This window comes from Oryzibacillus soli (assembly GCF_051594765.1).
In the GTDB taxonomy this organism is placed as follows: Bacteria; Bacillota; Bacilli; order Paenibacillales; family NBRC-103111; genus Paenibacillus_AR.
Window position 1 is genome coordinate 261,679 of sequence record NZ_JBPPGJ010000004.1, and the last position, 16,910, is coordinate 278,588.

Consider the following 16,910-nt stretch of genomic DNA (forward strand, 5'->3'; position numbering starts at 1 on the left):
GCAGATGCAGCAGCCCGCGTTTCACTTCGGAGAGGAAGGCTGCCCTTGAACCAAACCGTCGTCAAATCGCAACCGCCTGCTTACCTGGCGCCCAAGAGCGCTTTTTGGAAGCGGGTGATCCGCAACCGATCCATCTATCTGATGATTCTGCCCGGATTGATCTACTTCCTGGTCTTCAAGTATGTCCCCATGCTGGGCCTGGTGATCTCCTTCCAGGATTACCTGCCGTTCAAGGGGATCACCGGCAGCGAGTGGGTGGGGCTGAAGCACTTTGACCGGCTCTTCTCAGATCCCGACTTCTGGAACATCTTCAAGAACACGCTGGTCATCTTCGTCATTAACGTGGCCTTTTACTTCCCCGTGCCGATCCTGCTGGCGGTCATGCTGAACGAGGTGTCCCACAGCTTCTTCAAGCGGACCGTCCAGACCATCGTCTACATCCCCCACTTCCTGTCCTGGGTCATCGTCGTCTCCATCTCGTTCGTCATGCTGACCATGGACGGCGGCATTATCAACGAGCTGTTGGCCTCCATGGGGCTTGAGCCCATCAATTTCCTCATGAACGCCGACTGGTTCCGCCCGATGTACATCATTCAGGTCATCTGGAGAGAGGCCGGCTGGGGAACCATCGTGTATCTGGCCGCCATGGCCTCCATCGACCCCGGTCTGAACGAGGCTGCCCGGATCGACGGCGCCGGCCGGTTCCGCCAGATCTGGCACATTACCCTGCCGGGCATCCGGACAGTCATCATCGTGCTCCTGATCCTGAAGGTCGGCAGCGTGCTCGATACCGGCTTCGAGCATATCTTCCTCCTGCTGAACTCCATGAACAAGAACGTGGCCGAGATTCTGGACACCTTCGTCTATACCGCCGGCCTGAAGCAGGGGCAGTTCAGCTTCAGTACCGCCGTCGGCTTGTTCAAGTCCGTCATCAGCCTGATTCTGGTGCTCGGCTCCAACTGGCTCGCGAAGAAATTCGGCGAAGAAGGCGTCTACTAAGCCGCATCCAAGGAGGCCTCAAGTTATGAAAAAAGATAAAACCCTCGGCAGCCGGCTGTTCGACGTCACCAACTACCTGCTGCTGACCCTGGTCGGGACCGTCACGCTGCTCCCGCTCCTGCACGTGCTGGCCGGCTCCTTCACCACCGCGGAGGAGCTGGCCCGCAAGCCCTTCGTCCTGTTCCCAACCGTCTGGACGCTGACGGCCTATCAGTACATTCTGTCCACAAATGCGCTGTTCCAGGCCATGGGCGTATCCATCCTGGTAACCGGACTGGGTACGCTCATCAGTATGACCCTGACCTCCTTCATGGGCTACGGACTGACGCGCCGCGATCTGGACGGACGCAAGACCATCAATCTGATGATCGTATTCACCATGCTGTTCAACGGCGGGCTGATTCCGTCGTTCCTCGTGGTCAAAAATCTCCATCTGATCGATTCCTATATGGCCTTGATTCTTCCGGTATCCATCAGCGCGTTCAATCTGATCATCCTAAGAGCCTTCTTCCAGGGGCTGCCGGAGGGGCTGGAGGAATCCGCCAAGATCGACGGCTGCGGAGACTTCGGCATCCTGTTCAAGATCGTCCTGCCGCTGTCCCTGCCGGCCTTGGCCACCATCTCCCTGTTCTACGCGGTGACCTACTGGAACTCCTATTTCAGCGCCATCATGTACATCAACGACGCCAATATGTGGCCGATCCAGGTGCTGCTGCGACAGATCGTCATCGCCGCGTCCGGCATCGCCGCAGACACCGGCAGCGACTTTGTCAAGCCGCCGGAGCAGACCATCAAGATGGCCGTCATCGTCGTGTCCACCATACCGATTCTGCTGATTTATCCGTTCCTGCAGAAGTATTTTGCCAAGGGAGCGCTGGTCGGTTCCATCAAGGGGTAAAATAACAGAAAGGGGAGGGCCCAAGGCCGCTCCCCTATGTCAGAAACTTATACCCGGCTCCCCAGACCGTTCCGATGTACTGGGGCTTCGACGGGTTCTCCTCGATCTTCTCGCGGATCCGGGCGATGTGCACCGTAACCGTGGAGATATCCCCCATGGCATCCATGCCCCAGATGCGCTCGAACAGCTCTTCCTTCCCGAAGACTCTGCCGGGATGCTGGAAGAGAAAGAGCAGCAGATCGAACTCCTTCTGCGTCAGCGACACTTCCTGCCCGTTGACCAGCACCATGCGGGCCTCCTTCTCGATCTCCAGCCCCCGGATCTGCAGCCGCGGGAGGGCTTGCACCGCTCCGTTCCCGTACCGCTCCTTCATCCGCTCGAATTTTTGCAGATGGGCATGGACCCGGGCCACCAGCTCGCCGGAGCTGAAGGGCTTGGTGATGTAATCGTCCGCTCCCAAGCCCAGCCCCTTGATCTTGTACAGCTCTTCGCCCCGGGCCGATACCAGGAGTACGGGCAGTAGCTCATGCTCCCGGATGGTCTTCAGCACCTCGAAGCCATCCATGCCCGGAAGCATGATATCCAGAATCACCAGGTCGAACGCCTCTTCCTTCAAAGCCGCCAGGCCCTCCCTGCCACTGGACACGATCCGCACCCCATACCCGGAGAGCTCCAGGTAATCCCGCTGCAGATTGGCGATACTCCGGTCGTCTTCCACAATCAGAATCCTCTTCATTCCAGCCTCCATGCTTTTTGCTACCCTTTTTTGAGCGAGAGGATCATGCGGGTCCCTTCCCCTGCCTTGCTCCGGGCCCAGATGGTCCCCTCATGCCCTTCTACGATCTGTTTGGCAATGGCCAAGCCGAGACCACTGCCGCTTGCGTTCCTCCGGGCTGCATCCACCCGGTAGAACCGTTCGAAGATATACGGGAGATCCTCCTCGGGAATGCCGCTTCCGTTGTCCTGAATCTCTATGATGGCGGAGCTTCGCGTCTCTCTTAAGATCACGGTTACCCGCCCGTCAGGCTTGTTCATGTATTTCGCGGCGTTGTCGAGGATATTCTGGATCACCCGCCTCATCCGTTCTCGGTCGATTCGGACTGTTACCGGCCTCTCCAGCTCTACGGCCAGCTCCAGGGCGATCCCTGCTTGGTCATATTCGTAGCGGTGATCGGCTACGCAGTCCTCGAAGTAGCCCTTCAAGTCGCAGGGCTCGAAATGATAGGGCAGCTGGTTCAGATCCAGCGAGGAGTACAAGAGCAGATCGTCCATCATCGTGTTAACCAGCACCGCCTTGGAGCGCGCGGTCTCCAGGTATTCCTGCAGCTTCTCCGGGGTCTGGGCGACGCCATCCAGAACGCCCTCGATATATCCCTTGATGGAGGTGACGGGCGTCTTGAGATCATGGGAGATGCTGGAGACGAGGAACTTCCGGTTCTCATCGTATTTCTCCTGGAGATACACCGATTCCTTCAGCTTGATGCGCATCAGCTCCAGAGCCCTGCAGAGCTCCCGGACCTCCCCTTCGCCCTCCTCGGCGATGCCGCCGCTCAGATCCCCTTCGCTGATCTTCGCCGCTGCGTTCTTCAGACGGGATACCGGCAGGATGACGGCTCTGGAGAACCGGTAGGAGACCCAGACGTTCAGGAGCAGCAGCGTGAGTATGAAGAACCCGGCGGCAAAAAGAAACAGCACCTTGTAGAAGCCAAGGTTCAGCTTGACCGGCGACAGCAGCAGCAGGACACCGCTGCCGTCGGACGGCAGCGCATACGGCACATGTTCGAAGAAGTAGGCGTGACCGCCGAAGTTCATGGTTTCCCCTTCTGCGGCGCCGTCCGTCAGCAGCAGGCCTTTTTCCAGATCAATCTGGTTGAACGGCTTGGTGGCGAAGACCGTCTCCCGGTTCTTCAGCAGCACCGCATCCGCTCCCCAGGCTTGGACCCGTAGCGACAGGTCCTGCTGGACGGCCGGGTTCAAGAGCTGGTCGAACGACAGCTTCTGCATATCCCGCGCCAGCTCGTGGATGCCCGCTCTCACCTCGAACATCCGCTTCATCTCGTTCAGATAGACTTCACGGCCCAGGAACTTCGTATAGACGGCGGTGAAAATCACGGTCGCCAGCGCCGTCAAGCCGATGGAGAGCAGGACGGTCAGCAGATTCAAGCCGAAAAAACGTTTCGTCAGGTACATGTGCGATCCCTTCTTATAGATCCTTTCTGTCGAACAGGGCGAAGCCTGCGGTAAACAGCATTATACCACACCCCAGCAGAATCAGGGCCTGGCGGAGGAGCTTGAAGAAGTTGAAGGCGTCCGAAATCCAAAGCGTGTACCAATCGAACATGGAGGTAATGAAGAAGCTGGAATAGCGGGAGAAGATGACGCCCGATACGTTAAACGCGATAAACGCCAGAACCGCTAAGAGAAAGACGGCCAGCCCGCTTCGGATGACGTTGGACAGCAGCACCACCAGCAAGGAAAAGACGAAGACGGGGAAAAAGGTCGCCGCGTACGATAGCATAACCCGGAACACGCCCATCAAGCTGGCCGTGGACCAATTGAACAGGAGGCCTGCGATCAGGGACAGGACCAGCACCAACAGCAGGTTCACGGCGATGAAGAGAGCCAGATTCAAGACCTTGGCGCAGAAGACCCCGAACCGGGATACGGGTCTCATGAGCGTCAGCTTCATGGTGTTGGACGAGAATTCCCCGTTGAACATGTCCACCGCCACGAAGGTGGCGAACAGAGGCAGGATCGTGTAGGTCATGATCGACAGGACCACCAACGGGAATTCCGTGCTGCCCGCGACCCGCAGGCCCAGGCTGTGCTGGATCGCCGTAACGGCAGCTTGCCCGACCAGGACGGCCAATATGGAGAAGATGGCGGAGGCCATCATTTTTTTCTTCTTCAGGAGCTTTACGGCTTCGTTGACGAAAGCGGCTTTAAAGCCTGCCATTGCGGTCCACCTCGCTGACAAAGTAATTCTCTAGAGACGAATAGTTGGATAGGATGTTGTGGGTGTAGTCCGCATTGACCAGCTTGCCTCCATATACAACTCCGATCCGGTTGCAGGTCAGCTCCACGTCATGGATCAGATGGCTGGAGATGAAGAAGGTGGTTCCCTCCCGGGCCATGCCCTGAATCAGCTTCCGCATCTGGAGCATGCCCTCCACATCCAATCCGTTCAAGGGCTCATCCAGGATCAAGAGCTTGGGGCGGGACAGGATGGCGGCCGCGACGCCCAGCCGCTGCTTCATGCCGAGGGAAAACTTTCTCGCCTTCTCATGCTTGTACTTCAGCATGCCGGTCAGCTCCAAGCATTCGTCGATCCGAGTCTGGTCTACCTCGGGATAATAGCGGGCGAACTGCTTCAAGTTGTCGTTGGCGGTCAGATAGGGGAAGGACTCGGCCGTTTCGATGATACAGCCGACATGCCGCATGGCCTCCACGTAGTTCTCTTGAACGCTGGCTCCGAAAATGTGTGCCTGCCCCCGGTCCGGCTTCAGAAGTCCCGCCATCATCTTCATGGCCGTGGTCTTGCCCGCTCCGTTCGGCCCGAGGAACCCGAAGATATCCCCCTCATCCACCGTCAGGTTCAGATCGCTGATTCCACGCCCGTTCGAATACATCTTGGTCAATCCGGTAATCTCCATTGCTATGCCCATGTGCTGCAACCTCTCCTTGCTAGCAGGATCGGGAAGCCGCCGGAGCGGCTTCCCTTCTTGTCATACGTATGGCCTATCGGTTACTCGAATACCCGAATCAGTTCACCATTGAAATGCGGCCGGGAGTTGGACCTGGTGGTATTCTCATCCACAATTTCGATGCTCAGGTTGACGTAGATTCGTCCGTCGCCGCTCGGGAACAGCTGGCCGTTCTCGGTCTCACCCTTCGCATTGGTGTAGGTGAAGGCGGGCCGTGCATTCTTCGTACCGGCCGTCGCATACTCAATGTTGAAATCGTACGGATCCGGCAGCTCCTGCTTGAATTCCGGCTTGACGGTCTCGTGGTAACGGCCCTTCACCACATTCTGGTCCACGCTGGTGATCTCCAGAATCCGTTCTCCGGCCTTCACGAATTGGCCGTTCTTCTCCAATATGATGTCGTTCTTGTAGGTCCCGATGTACATGCTGCTGAACCCGATGCCTCCAGTGTATTTCTCCACTTTGGCTCCTGTCAGATCCGGCAGAGTGATCACCGTGCGTCCCACGTCGGAGAGCTTCAGCATGAACGACAGCGTCAGCTCATGCACCACCCCGGCCTTATCCTTGCCGGAGAGCGTCACGTCACCGGTCATGTTCTCCAAGACGCCGTTCTTGTTCTCGGCAGCGGTCCCCGTTACCTTCTTCACGTAGATGTCGCTGTCCATGACCGGCAGTCTCACCTCCCGTTGGGAGCGGTTCTCATCCGCGATCATCCGTTTCATGCCGAAGGATGTTGCCGCGTTGACGAGGGCCGGTACCTGCGCCTCCGTCAGGCTGCCGGAATACACCTTGCCGCCGTCGGAGCGGTCTTCCGCCTGAACGTAGTCCTTCAGGCTGCCCATCAGGGCATCGAAGATCTTCTCGATCTCAGGCGCTCCCTCTTCCTTGAAGGGGTTCGCGAACGGCTCCCGGCGGTTATCTTCGCCGGCGTACTCCGTCACATAGTACATCTCATCCTCGCCGCTCTTGTAGACGGACTTCTTCTTATCCGTGTAGGAGTAGCTGTTGTAGGTCTCCGTATTCCCGTATTGGGTGCGCCTGGTTTCCTCCAGCGCCTTATCCGCCGTGTTGATCTTCGACAGGCTGGAGCCTTGAAGAAGCGTTTGACCATTGTCCTTCAGGGCGTACACCGCTTCTAAGGTATAGTTCCCGAGGCCGTTCTCCATCTGGGCGGCCGTACCCTTCATGGTGTCCTTCAGCCGGTCATAGCCGGAGCCGATCAAGGAATCGGCGAAGGCGGTCGAGAAGAAGATGCAGGTTCCTAGCGTAAATGTCAGGGCCGTTACGGCTTTTTTGCTCAGCTTCATATCCACTCTAATCTCCTTTGGTTCATAATGGGGAAACGTTTCCTTATCTCCGATTATAAAGGGGGGGTATTGAATAATTCTAAAGCACATCTTAACAAAGTATTAACTCGTCCCCGACCCTCATTCCCAATCGAATGAAAGTATGAAAGCTTCGGACTTGGCCGATGCTGGGGATGGAGGTGGAAACGATGGCACTTCTCATCGTTGCGGGCACCGTGCTGATTCCCTTGGCCATGTGGGGAACGAGCGTGAGCAGGGAAGGACTCCGCTCCGCATATGATCTGCTGGCCTTGGCTGCGGCGCTTACATTCGGCATCTGGAGCGGACTGGCCGTCTACGGAATCAATCGGCATCATACCGTACTGACGACCGAAATCCATAAGCTGTTCTTGGATCCCTGGTTTCTGTCAGCCGGGGCGTATCTGGGTCTGTACGGCATCTATCGCATCCTGGCGGAGATCCTGTTGAAGACCTGGGAACGCAGAGCGGCAGCGGAATAAGGTAAGAGGCCGGAACGGTGGATCAACCGTCCGGCCTCTTCGTTTCGATTCCCCTATCCTGCGAAATATTGCCCCCAAACATCCAATAGAACGGTTTTCTCCGAATCCTGCTGTTTATACGTAATCTTCCAATAAGGGGCAAGCCGGAACCAATATAACGTCGTTTCTTCAATCGCACAGTTCACATTCGTCCTTTTTACTTTAGAAATGGCCGTCTGCCGACTTATGAAATAAGGCGAGGCCAACATACAAATCACGGCGATGGAAACCCCTATCTTCTTCTTCATCCTTGTCCCCTCATAACCGATATGACCTGACTACCTGCATAAAAAAAGCCTGGCCCGAGAGCCAAGCTTAGCCTGATAAATATGCGTTGAACACAAAGATGCATTGTGCTAAAATGAAAAGCACAACTGAAATTAGGGTTGTATGTAAACACAGATTTCCTATTCTAATTTCATTGTACCGTAATGACCCCCTCTATGTCAAGGCCCTCTTTTGGATCCAGTCTGAAGACAGAAGGAGTGTGTTCAAGAACGATGGACGAGAAGGAATGGCAGGAAGAACGAGAACGGCTGCAGCAGGTCAGGGAGAAGCTGGCCGGCCGGATCAGCGAGCTGGAGCCGGTGGTGGCCGGGCTGTATGATCAAGCCTCGGAGATCCGCAAGCGATTCTGGGATGAGGTAACCGTGAATACGAGCACCGACGAAGAGTTCGAAGAAACCTTCTATACGATCAGACAGCAGGCCGCCGTCCTGTCCGAACGGGAGCGAAGCCACCGGCTTCTGGCCCAGCAGTGGAAGAGCTTGAACCGTCTCCTCCCCTCCCCATACTTCGGACGGATCGACTTTCTGGAGGATGGCTTGAAGCAGGGCGAGCAGGTCTATATCGGGGTGTCTTCCTTCATGGACGCAGACGGCCTTCAATTCCTGGTGTATGATTGGCGCACTCCTATTGCAGGTCTCTACTATGACTGCTCGCCCGGTCCCGCCTCTTATATCACTCCTGCCGGGACGATTACGGGGAAGATGGAGCTGAAGCGCCAATATCAGATTCAGGACGGACAGCTCCGCCATATGTTCGACGCAAGCGTCACGATCGGCGACGAGCTGCTCCGGCAAGTGCTGGGCAAGGGTGCGGATTCCCAGATGAGAAGCATCGTGGCTACCATACAGAAGGAGCAAAACGCCATCATCCGCGAGGACCGTAGCTCCATGCTGGTCGTGCAAGGAGCCGCCGGCAGCGGCAAAACCTCCGCCGCCCTGCAGCGGGTGGCCTACCTGCTGTACAAACACCGCGACACCCTGAAGGCGGATCAAATTATACTGTTCTCCCCCAATCCGATCTTCAACAGCTATGTCTCCACCGTTCTGCCTGAGCTTGGCGAGGAGAATATGCAGCAGACGACCCTGCAGGAGTATCTCGAATATTGGATCCGTCCGGCCTTCCAACCCGAGGATCCCTTCGACCAGATCGAATATGTGCTGTGCTCCTCTTCCACCCCCGGGTATGAGGCCCGGCTGCAGGGCATTCCCTACAAGGCTTCCGCCGCTTTCTTGCTCGCGCTGCAGAATTATGCCCAATGGCTGGGACGGGAAGGCATGCGGTTCCTTCCCATTCGTCTGCACGGCCGCGAGCTGATCACAGCCGAGCAGATTGCCGCGCAATTCTACAGCACCGACTCCTCCCTGCGTCTGGCCAACCGGGTCGAACTCCTGCAGAAGTGGCTGTTGAAGGAGCTGTCTGCGCTGGAACGCGAGGAGCGCAAGGCGTCCTGGGTCCAGGAGGAAATGCAGGTTCTGGACTCGGAGGATTACGCCGAGGTATTCGGCAAGCTGCACAAGGACCGGGAAGTTATGGACCTTGCCGAGCATTACGCCGCCGTATACGAGAAGATCAGCAACAAGCGCCGCGGAGATGAAGGCGACTTCGATTTTGCCATCCGGGAAGAGGAACTCTTGGGCCAATCCATCGTGAAGAAGCATTTCAAGCCGATCCGGCGGAGTGTCAGAAGGATGGCCTTCATCGACACCGCCGGTCTGTACGCCCGCTTGTTCGACGATGAAGCCCTCTACCGGGAGATGACGAACGAAACCCGGCTTCCCTCCTTATGGACCGACATCTGCAAGCAGACCAGGGAGAAGCTCGCGCGGGGAGAATGCTATTATGAGGATGCGACGCCCTATCTGTATCTGAAGGAGCTGATCGAAGGACGCCGGACGAATCCCGAGATCCGGCATGTCTTCGTCGATGAAGGGCAGGATTACTCCGCCTTTCAATATAAGTATCTCAAGAACCTGTTTCCCCGCGCCCGCATGACGGTGCTGGGAGACTTCGGGCAGGCGATCTACGTCCAGTCCACCCCGCTTGACGAGCCCGATTCCCCGCTTGCACAGCTGTACGGACCGGAGGCAACCCGGATGATCCGCCTGTCGCGCAGCTATCGTTCTACCCGGGAGATCGTGGGGTTTACGAAGGCGCTCCTTCCGGGCGGGCCGGAGATCCTTCCCTTCGACAGGAGAGGCCCCAAGCCCCGGCTGGCCGGATTCGGCTGCGGAGCCCAGCGTGACGCCCGCGTGGCACAAGACCTTGCGGCGCTTCGGGCCGAAGGCTTCGGGACGATCGCGGTCATCACGAAGACCGCGGCCGAGAGCCGCGAGGCCTATGCCGCCTTGCAAGGACACGGGTGCGAAGAGCTGCAGCTCCTGACGAAGGAATCGATTGCCTTCGGCAAAGGGACATTCGTCATTCCCGTCTATCTCGCCAAGGGAGTGGAATTCGACGCGGTGCTCCTCTATGAAGCATCGCGGGAGGCATATGGGCGGGACTACGAACGCAAGCTTCTGTACACAGCCTGTACCCGGGCCATGCACCGGCTCTTCCTCTATTCCACCGGAGCGTGGAGTCCGTTCATTCAAGCCGTAAGCGCGGACTTGTTCGAGCGGATGACTCCATGCGGTATGGATGAGCCTCCGGCGGAATAATATACGGGCGTTCCAGCCGTCGAAAAAGGGGTGGGTCCAAGAGCTCTGCCGGGTTATGGCAGCCTTGGATCCACCCCTTTCTATGCGGACTCTTCCTTATGATCCCTGCGCTAAGATAGCACGGGCATCCCTGAGCAGGTAACCGGCGGCTTCCGCACGGATGTGCTTGCCGCTCTGGGCTTCGACTTCATGGATGAAGGCCGCCGTCTGACCGTGCTCCAGCTTCTTCAAGAGACTGTTGGCCATTCCATGATTGTCAATCCAGGACAGCCCCCGGAAGATCGGGATCAGTGCTTTCAGTGAGTTCAGATCTGCACTCGTCGAGAAGGTGACTGCAGAGCTCTTGCTGTTCCCCGCTTGGTCCGCGACGGTGACGGTGAAGGTATGGGAGCCCAGCGGAAGCGTGTACAGCGCAACCGCCTCTTCCTGCTGTACCGTCCGGCCGTCCAGCATGGCGATGGTTCGAGCCGGATCTAACCCGGAGCCCTCGTCGGTTGCTGTCCAGGAGAAGGTCAAGGTCTCCGTATTCGCATGGGCCCCATAGACGGACTCCGATACGGACAGATTCGGAGCCGAGCGATCCAGCTTCAGGCTCATGGTCTTCGGTGCTTCACGGTTGCCTGCCAGGTCTATGGAGCGGTACAGCATCGAGTGGGAACCGTCTTGGCCGAAGGTCACGGGACCGCTGTAAGGCAGCCAGCTTGTGCCTCCATCCAGGCTGTACACGCTCTCCGTCACACCCGTGCCGCCGTCTTGGGGAGTCAGCGCAACCGTTACGGGGTGAACGTACCAGCCGCCGGTGCCGTCCGGCTGCTCCGGGCTGACGGCGGCAGCCGTTACGGGAGCGGTCCGGTCAAGGAGCGCAAACTTCACGTCATCGAACCAGAACTCGCTGAAGCCTCCCACGTAGAAGCCCACGGTACCGGATAGATTATGCTTGGGATCGGAGCCTTCCAGCCGGAGCTGGCCGTTGACGAACACGCGAATGTTGGCGCCGTCGACCATCACCCGGATCTGGTACTCGGTATTGGGCAGCAGGTCCTCGTACGGCAGATTCACAGTCTTCAAGACCCCCCACGTTCCGTTATACAAGAGCCATTGGGAGGTACCGTCGGCAAGCTTCTTATAGCCGATCTTGCCCGACACGCCAGATACCTGGCGGTCATAGATGTAGAACGTTCCCAAATCCGGCGACGCTGCCGGCGTCTTCAGCTTGAAGCTCAGATCGTAATCCGTGAACAGCTTCGGATGGAGCGAAGATGCCCCCTTCACAATCCGGTACATCTTGTTGCCGTTGACCGTCACGATGCTGCGGTTCGGGTCCACCGGCCACCCGTTGGCCCCCGAATCGAAGTTGGTGAAGTGCATGACATCCGACACATCGATTCGGGCAGAGGCGGTAGCCGAAGGATTGGCTGCGGACGTCACGGTGATGTCCGCCACCCCTTGGGCCAAGGCGGTAACCACGCCGTTCGCATCCACGGACGCAATCTCCGGACGGGAGGACTGCCAGGTGACCGTACGGTTGGCCGCGTCGGACGGATCGAAGCTGACGTGAAGCGGCAGCTGCTCCCCGATCACCATATTGGCGCTGGTCTCTTCCAACAGGAGACCGGCCACATCCGTGGTTGGCACCGTGAACTTGACATCGTCGAACAGCAGGTAGCTGAAGCCGCCTGCGTAGAAGCCGACCTTGCCCGAGGCGTTGAACGTGGGGTCGGTGGCCTTCAGCTTCAGCTTGCCGTCGGCATAGACGCTGATCTCGGGGCCCTTGACGATGATCTTCATCTTGTACGTCGTGTCCGGGAGAAGATCCGGCGCCACCAGCTTGTTCTGCTTTACCGTCCCCCACGCCGCATTGTACAGAATCCACTCGGAGGTGCCGTCCGCGTATTTCCGGTAACCGATCCGGCCCCCGTTACCGCTTGGATTCAGCCGGTCGAAGACGTAGAAGGTAGCCGCATCCGCAATCACCGGCGGCGTCTTCAGCTTGAAGTTGAGCTCATAATTGTAGAAGTCGTTCTCATTCAGGGCCGTGGCACCCTTCAGCAGCTTATACATATTGCTGCCGTCATCCATCTGGATGATGCTGCGGTTCGCATCGCTCGGCCAGCTGTTGCGGCCGTTCTCGAAGGTGGTATAATCGATGATTCCGTCGCCTACCTCCACCGTCACCTGAACCTCATCCTTTAGCTGTGGGTTCTCGGCGGATGCCATCGTGACGATCGCATGGCCCATATTGATTGCCTTCAGCTTGCCGTCTGCATCCACTCTTACGACGTTGGGGTCGCTGGAGGTGAACACCAGCTTCGGATTCGTGGCATTCCACGGCAGCACGGCCTTGTACAGGGGGACCGTCTTGCCGACACCCATGGTGATCTGGTGGTCATACAGCTTCACGCTTTGGACCGGAATGACATCCGGAGTCAGATAGGGGCCGACCTTGCCCTGCGTGCCCATCTCGCTGAACAGGATGGCCGGGAATCCCGGGATCTTCTGGAATACCTCTGCGTCGGCCTTCAGGTTCAGATCGCCGCCGGCCAGGTTCACGAAGCCCGGGTCCCGGTCGGTGACCCAGTTGCCCGAATATTGGACCAAGTTGAGCTTATCCACGGCTCCGTTGGCGTTCGTGCCGCTCCGGGACTTGGTCGGATTATACACCACGTTGCCCTGAAGGGTGTTGGTATCCGGATAATAGCGGTTTTCCTCGAAGAAGTGAGCCAGCTCCGGATATTTCACCAAATGCGGCATCCCTTCGAAATTGTTGTACTTCTGGAACAGGTCGTGCCAGGGGCCCATGTAATTCTTGTTGATCTGCTGATCCGGACCGTCACCGAGGTACAAATCCGCGAATTCGTACGGCACCTTGGCATCGATGAACAGGTTGTTCTTGGTGCGGATGTGGGCACCGCCGTTGTTCAGAATGGCCGAATTGCCCATCCGGTAGAAAATATTCTCTTCAATCGTGAGACCCATGGTGAAGTTGTCGGGGTAGACACCCTGCACGCCGGCCTTGCCCTCACCGATGTTGTGGAAGTAGTTCCGCCGGATCACCGAGCCTCTCTCCTGCGGCGCAGCCCCCAGGTTCATATAGATGGCTCCCAGATCCGAGAAGGTTTTGCAGACGTCATAGATGTTGTTGTATTCCACCAGGTGGTCGTTGCCGAAGATCAGAATACCCGGGTGGGGAGCGTCATGGATCTCGCTATGGGTGACCCGGTTGCCGGCTCCGGTCAGGATGACACTGGGGTTGTAAGCCTTGTGGTAGTAGGCAAAATCATGAATGTGGCTGTTCTCCACCGCATTGTTGCCCGGCGAAAGCGTCAGCCTGTCTCCGCCGTTCAGGATGACCCCCGTGCCTCCGATATGGTGGATGTGGGAGCTGATGACCGCGTGGTTCACGCCCGTCGCCTTGGCGAAGTCATTGTACAGCCACCGGCTTGGGGTATTGATCTGCACCCCGCCGTTGGAGAAGTTGCGGATCTCGCAGTTCACCAGGCGCACGCTGTCGCCGCCCATGATGACCACCGCCGAATCACGGCCGTTCTCCAGGATCAGGTCCTCGAAGGTGATGAACGAAGCATTGACCGCATTGATCATCGGCGTCTTCAGCATGGTGACGGTGATCTCAGGGTTCTCGGCTGCTGCAAAGGCCGCCGTCGGCATGAAATAGAGCACGCCCTTCGTCCGGTCGATGTAATACTCTCCGGGCATGTCGAGCTCTTCCAACAGGTTCTGGGCAAAGTGGAAGTCGGGGTACCAGTTCTTGAAGAGGCCGCTCATTTCCCCGTATGCCAGAGTGATGGACTTGTTGATCGTATCGATGGCGGCGATCTTGTTGTACGACCATTCCCAGCTATAGCCGAAAATACCGTCCAGCCAGATGTCTTCCGCCTGGGTCCACAGATCCGGCCGCTCGTAGGTGTAGGTGAAGGTGCCGCCCCGGGTCTGCAGATCCGGGGACTTGCGGTCCGGCCCCTTATCCAGGATGGTTCCCATCTGGACCGTGCCGTTGTTGGGCCAGCGGGCCAGCGTCATGCCTTGGCCCTCTATGTACAGCTCCATCGGCGGAACCTGGCTCACGTCATTGGCCTTGTAATAGCCGTGGCGGCTCAGCACGCCGTAGTCGGTGATGCCGTGCGACTTCAGGTCCGCCTGCAGCACCTTGGTCCGCGCCTCGGTGCTGATGATCCGGTTCAGAACCGACGGGTCCGCTACCGGAGTGAACCAGTTCTTGGCCAGCTCCAGGCCGCCGTCCAGCCTGACGCTCTCGCCGGGAAACGCCCGGTAGTGAATCGGCTTATCCGCCGTGCCCGAATCCTGCTCCTCCAGCAGGAAGCTGGCCGACCGGTTGTAGGTGCCGCCCCGCAGATAGACGGTAACCCCGCCTTGCGGCAGACCGGCCCCCTGCTTCAGCTGGCGGATCGCATCCCTGGCCTTCTCCAGCGTCTGGAAGGGAGCCTCGACGGTTCCCGGATTGGAATCGCTTCCATTATTCGATACCACAAAAACCGCGCCCGGATCCGCCGCTTCCGCCGCAAAGGCGCCCTGAATCGGCATCACGCCTAACAGCAGGACGATGACCCATAAGACCGCGATCCTTCTTTTCCACATATAACTATCCCTCCATTTATAATGTATATCCGAAAGGGACCGTACGGTCCCCCGGACTCATCCTTTTACAGATCCGATCATCGTTCCTTTCTCGAAGTATTTCAGCAAGAAGGGGTACATCACGAGCACCGGGAACGAGCATACGATTACGGCCGCCATCTTCAGGCTCTCCGGTGCGGGCGGGGCCGTCTCCGTTGCCGTTGTGAACGGATCCAGCTTGTTCTCGATCAGAATCTGCCGCACCACCTGCTGAAGGACGAACTTGGTCTGGTCGGTGACGTACAGCAGATTGTCCATGAACGCGTTGATGTGATGGACGAGAGACCAGAGCCCGATGGTGACCAGCGACGGAATGGACAACGGCAGGATGATGCGGAACAGAATCCGCAGATCCCGGGCTCCGTCGATCTTAGCCGCCTCCACCAGCGCATCCGGAATGGACCGGAAGAAGGAGATCATGACCAGCACCTGGAAGGCATTGGCCGCCGTCGGAAGAACATACACCCAACGGGAATTCAGGAGATGCAGCTCCTTCATCAGGAGATAGTTCGGAACGATTCCGCCGTCGAAGATCATGGTGAACAGCAGCAGCAGCACCAGCACGCGCTTCATGGGAAAATCATTGCGCGACAGCGGATATGCGGCACAGACGGTGACAAGCAGCGTCAGACTCGTGCCGACCGCCATCCGGAACAGCGTGTTCGCATACCCCGTCCATATGGTGGGGTAATCCAGCAGCTCCCGATATGCGCTCCACTGCACGTCCCTCGGGATGAAGTGGAAGCCGCTTCGCAGAGCTTCGCCGCGTCCGCTGAAGGAGACGGACACCACATGGATGAACGGATACACCACGACCAGCGCAAGTGCGGTCAACACCAGATAGATGATGCCGGGAGCGATATTGTCCTGCCATCTTTTGGACTTCATGCGTCGATTCCTCCTGCCTTTACCATAATCCGTTCTCCCCCCGGCTCAGCTTCCTGACGGTCAGATTGGCGCCAAGAATGAGCAGGAGCCCCACCAGTGATTTGAACAATCCGATGGCTGCCGTATAGCTGTACTGGAACTGCTGCAGGCCGACCCGGTAGACGTAGGTGTCGATCACATCGCCGGTGTCGTAGGTGACCGGATTAAGCAGGTTGATGATCTGCTCGAAGTTGGCGCTAAGGAAGCCGCCCAGCGTCAGGATGAACATAATCGATACCGTCGGCAGGATCGAGGGGATATTGATGTTGATGATCCGCTGCCAACGGTTGGCACCGTCGATGATGGCCGATTCGTGCATCTCCGGGTTGATCCCCGCCAAAGCTGCGAAGTAGATGATGGAGCTCCAACCCAAGTCCTTCAGGATGGCGGACCCCACCACGATAGGCCGGAAATACTCCTTCTTGCCCATGAAGAAGATGGGCTCCATTCCGAACCACTTCATGATGTCAGCCACGAAGCCTGAGGTTGGAGACAGGAAGTAGATGACCAGACCGGACATGATGACCCAGGATACGAAGTGGGGCAGGTACATGGTAGTCTGGATGAACCTCTGGAACCCCTTGGACTTCACCTCGTTCAGGAGAAGCGCCAGGATGATCGGTGCCGGAAAGGCGCAGAGCAGCAGGTACAGATTTAAGAGCAGAGTATTCTTTAGAAGACGATAAAAATCGGAATTTGAGAACAATTCTTGAAAATGTTGGAATCCCACCCACGGACTTCCCCATATTCCGTCCACAACCCGGAACTCTTTGAAGGCGATGATGACGCCGTATAGAGGGCCGTATTTGAACACGAAGAAGAACGCAAACGAAAAGAGAAACAGCGCCAACAGTTCGCCGTGTTTTCGTATGGTTTTCATGTCGCACTTCCCTACCGAGATTCGGTCCGGCTCCGGGGCGCGAGGGCCCCGGTTACCT

General features: G+C 57.7%; 13 protein-coding genes. 4 read left to right on the top strand and 9 right to left on the bottom strand.

Going from position 1 to position 16,910, the window contains the following annotated elements; all coding sequences use genetic code 11:
• Positions 1-45: 45 nt before the first annotated feature.
• Both ACSEXW_RS07160 and ACSEXW_RS07165 read left to right on the top strand, forming a co-directional pair.
• Entirely contained in the window at positions 46-999 is a 954-nt protein-coding gene (locus tag ACSEXW_RS07160) for an ABC transporter permease (protein WP_438445422.1), read from the top strand.
• 25 nt (positions 1,000-1,024) lie between these two features.
• Positions 1,025-1,897, top strand: coding sequence for a carbohydrate ABC transporter permease (locus ACSEXW_RS07165; protein WP_438445423.1), 873 nt, complete (start codon positions 1,025-1,027; stop codon positions 1,895-1,897).
• A 34-nt stretch (positions 1,898-1,931) separates the two neighbouring features.
• On the opposite strand, the gene ACSEXW_RS07170 is transcribed toward ACSEXW_RS07165, so the two are convergent.
• From ACSEXW_RS07170 to ACSEXW_RS07190, 5 genes are all read right to left on the bottom strand, one after another.
• Positions 1,932-2,633, bottom strand: a complete 702-nt coding sequence (locus ACSEXW_RS07170; RefSeq protein WP_438445424.1) for a response regulator transcription factor — start codon at positions 2,631-2,633, stop codon at positions 1,932-1,934.
• 20 nt (positions 2,634-2,653) lie between these two features.
• Positions 2,654-4,087 carry a sensor histidine kinase gene (locus tag ACSEXW_RS07175; RefSeq protein WP_438445425.1) on the bottom strand — a complete coding sequence of 478 codons (1,434 nt, stop codon included), beginning with the start codon at positions 4,085-4,087 and terminating at the stop codon, positions 2,654-2,656.
• 13 nt (positions 4,088-4,100) lie between these two features.
• Positions 4,101-4,853, bottom strand: a complete 753-nt coding sequence (locus ACSEXW_RS07180) for an ABC transporter permease (protein WP_438445426.1) — start codon at positions 4,851-4,853, stop codon at positions 4,101-4,103.
• Positions 4,840-5,562, bottom strand: a complete 723-nt coding sequence (locus ACSEXW_RS07185; protein WP_438445427.1) for an ABC transporter ATP-binding protein — start codon at positions 5,560-5,562, stop codon at positions 4,840-4,842. Before ACSEXW_RS07185 ends, ACSEXW_RS07180 begins: the two co-directional genes overlap by 14 nt.
• A gap of 80 nt (positions 5,563-5,642) precedes the next feature.
• Positions 5,643-6,908 (bottom strand): hypothetical protein, encoded by a 1,266-nt coding sequence (locus tag ACSEXW_RS07190; protein WP_438445428.1) that lies wholly within the window; start codon positions 6,906-6,908, stop codon positions 5,643-5,645.
• A gap of 188 nt (positions 6,909-7,096) precedes the next feature.
• On the opposite strand from ACSEXW_RS07190, the gene ACSEXW_RS07195 reads away from it, so the two are divergent.
• On the top strand, positions 7,097-7,408 hold the full coding sequence (locus ACSEXW_RS07195; protein WP_438445429.1) for a transposase: 312 nt from the start codon (positions 7,097-7,099) through the stop codon (positions 7,406-7,408).
• Positions 7,409-7,461: 53 nt separating this feature from the next.
• Here the strand turns inward: ACSEXW_RS07195 and ACSEXW_RS07200 are convergent, their stop codons facing one another.
• Positions 7,462-7,695 (bottom strand): hypothetical protein, encoded by a 234-nt coding sequence (locus tag ACSEXW_RS07200; RefSeq protein ID WP_438445430.1) that lies wholly within the window; start codon positions 7,693-7,695, stop codon positions 7,462-7,464.
• 252 nt (positions 7,696-7,947) lie between these two features.
• On the opposite strand from ACSEXW_RS07200, the gene helD reads away from it, so the two are divergent.
• Positions 7,948-10,392 (top strand): RNA polymerase recycling motor HelD, encoded by a 2,445-nt coding sequence (gene helD / locus ACSEXW_RS07205; RefSeq protein ID WP_438445431.1) that lies wholly within the window; start codon positions 7,948-7,950, stop codon positions 10,390-10,392.
• A 96-nt stretch (positions 10,393-10,488) separates the two neighbouring features.
• On the opposite strand, the gene ACSEXW_RS07210 is transcribed toward helD, so the two are convergent.
• From ACSEXW_RS07210 to ACSEXW_RS07220, 3 genes are read right to left on the bottom strand one after another with little or no spacing between them, the layout of a single operon-like run.
• Positions 10,489-15,006: an Ig-like domain-containing protein gene (locus ACSEXW_RS07210; protein WP_438445432.1), complete on the bottom strand. Its 4,518-nt coding sequence runs from the start codon at positions 15,004-15,006 to the stop codon at positions 10,489-10,491.
• A gap of 57 nt (positions 15,007-15,063) precedes the next feature.
• A complete protein-coding gene (locus ACSEXW_RS07215; RefSeq protein ID WP_438445433.1) occupies positions 15,064-15,933 on the bottom strand; it encodes a carbohydrate ABC transporter permease in 870 nt (289 codons plus the stop codon).
• A gap of 19 nt (positions 15,934-15,952) precedes the next feature.
• Positions 15,953-16,852 carry an ABC transporter permease gene (locus ACSEXW_RS07220; protein ID WP_438445434.1) on the bottom strand — a complete coding sequence of 300 codons (900 nt, stop codon included), beginning with the start codon at positions 16,850-16,852 and terminating at the stop codon, positions 15,953-15,955.
• Between the last annotated feature and the right edge of the window lie 58 nt (positions 16,853-16,910).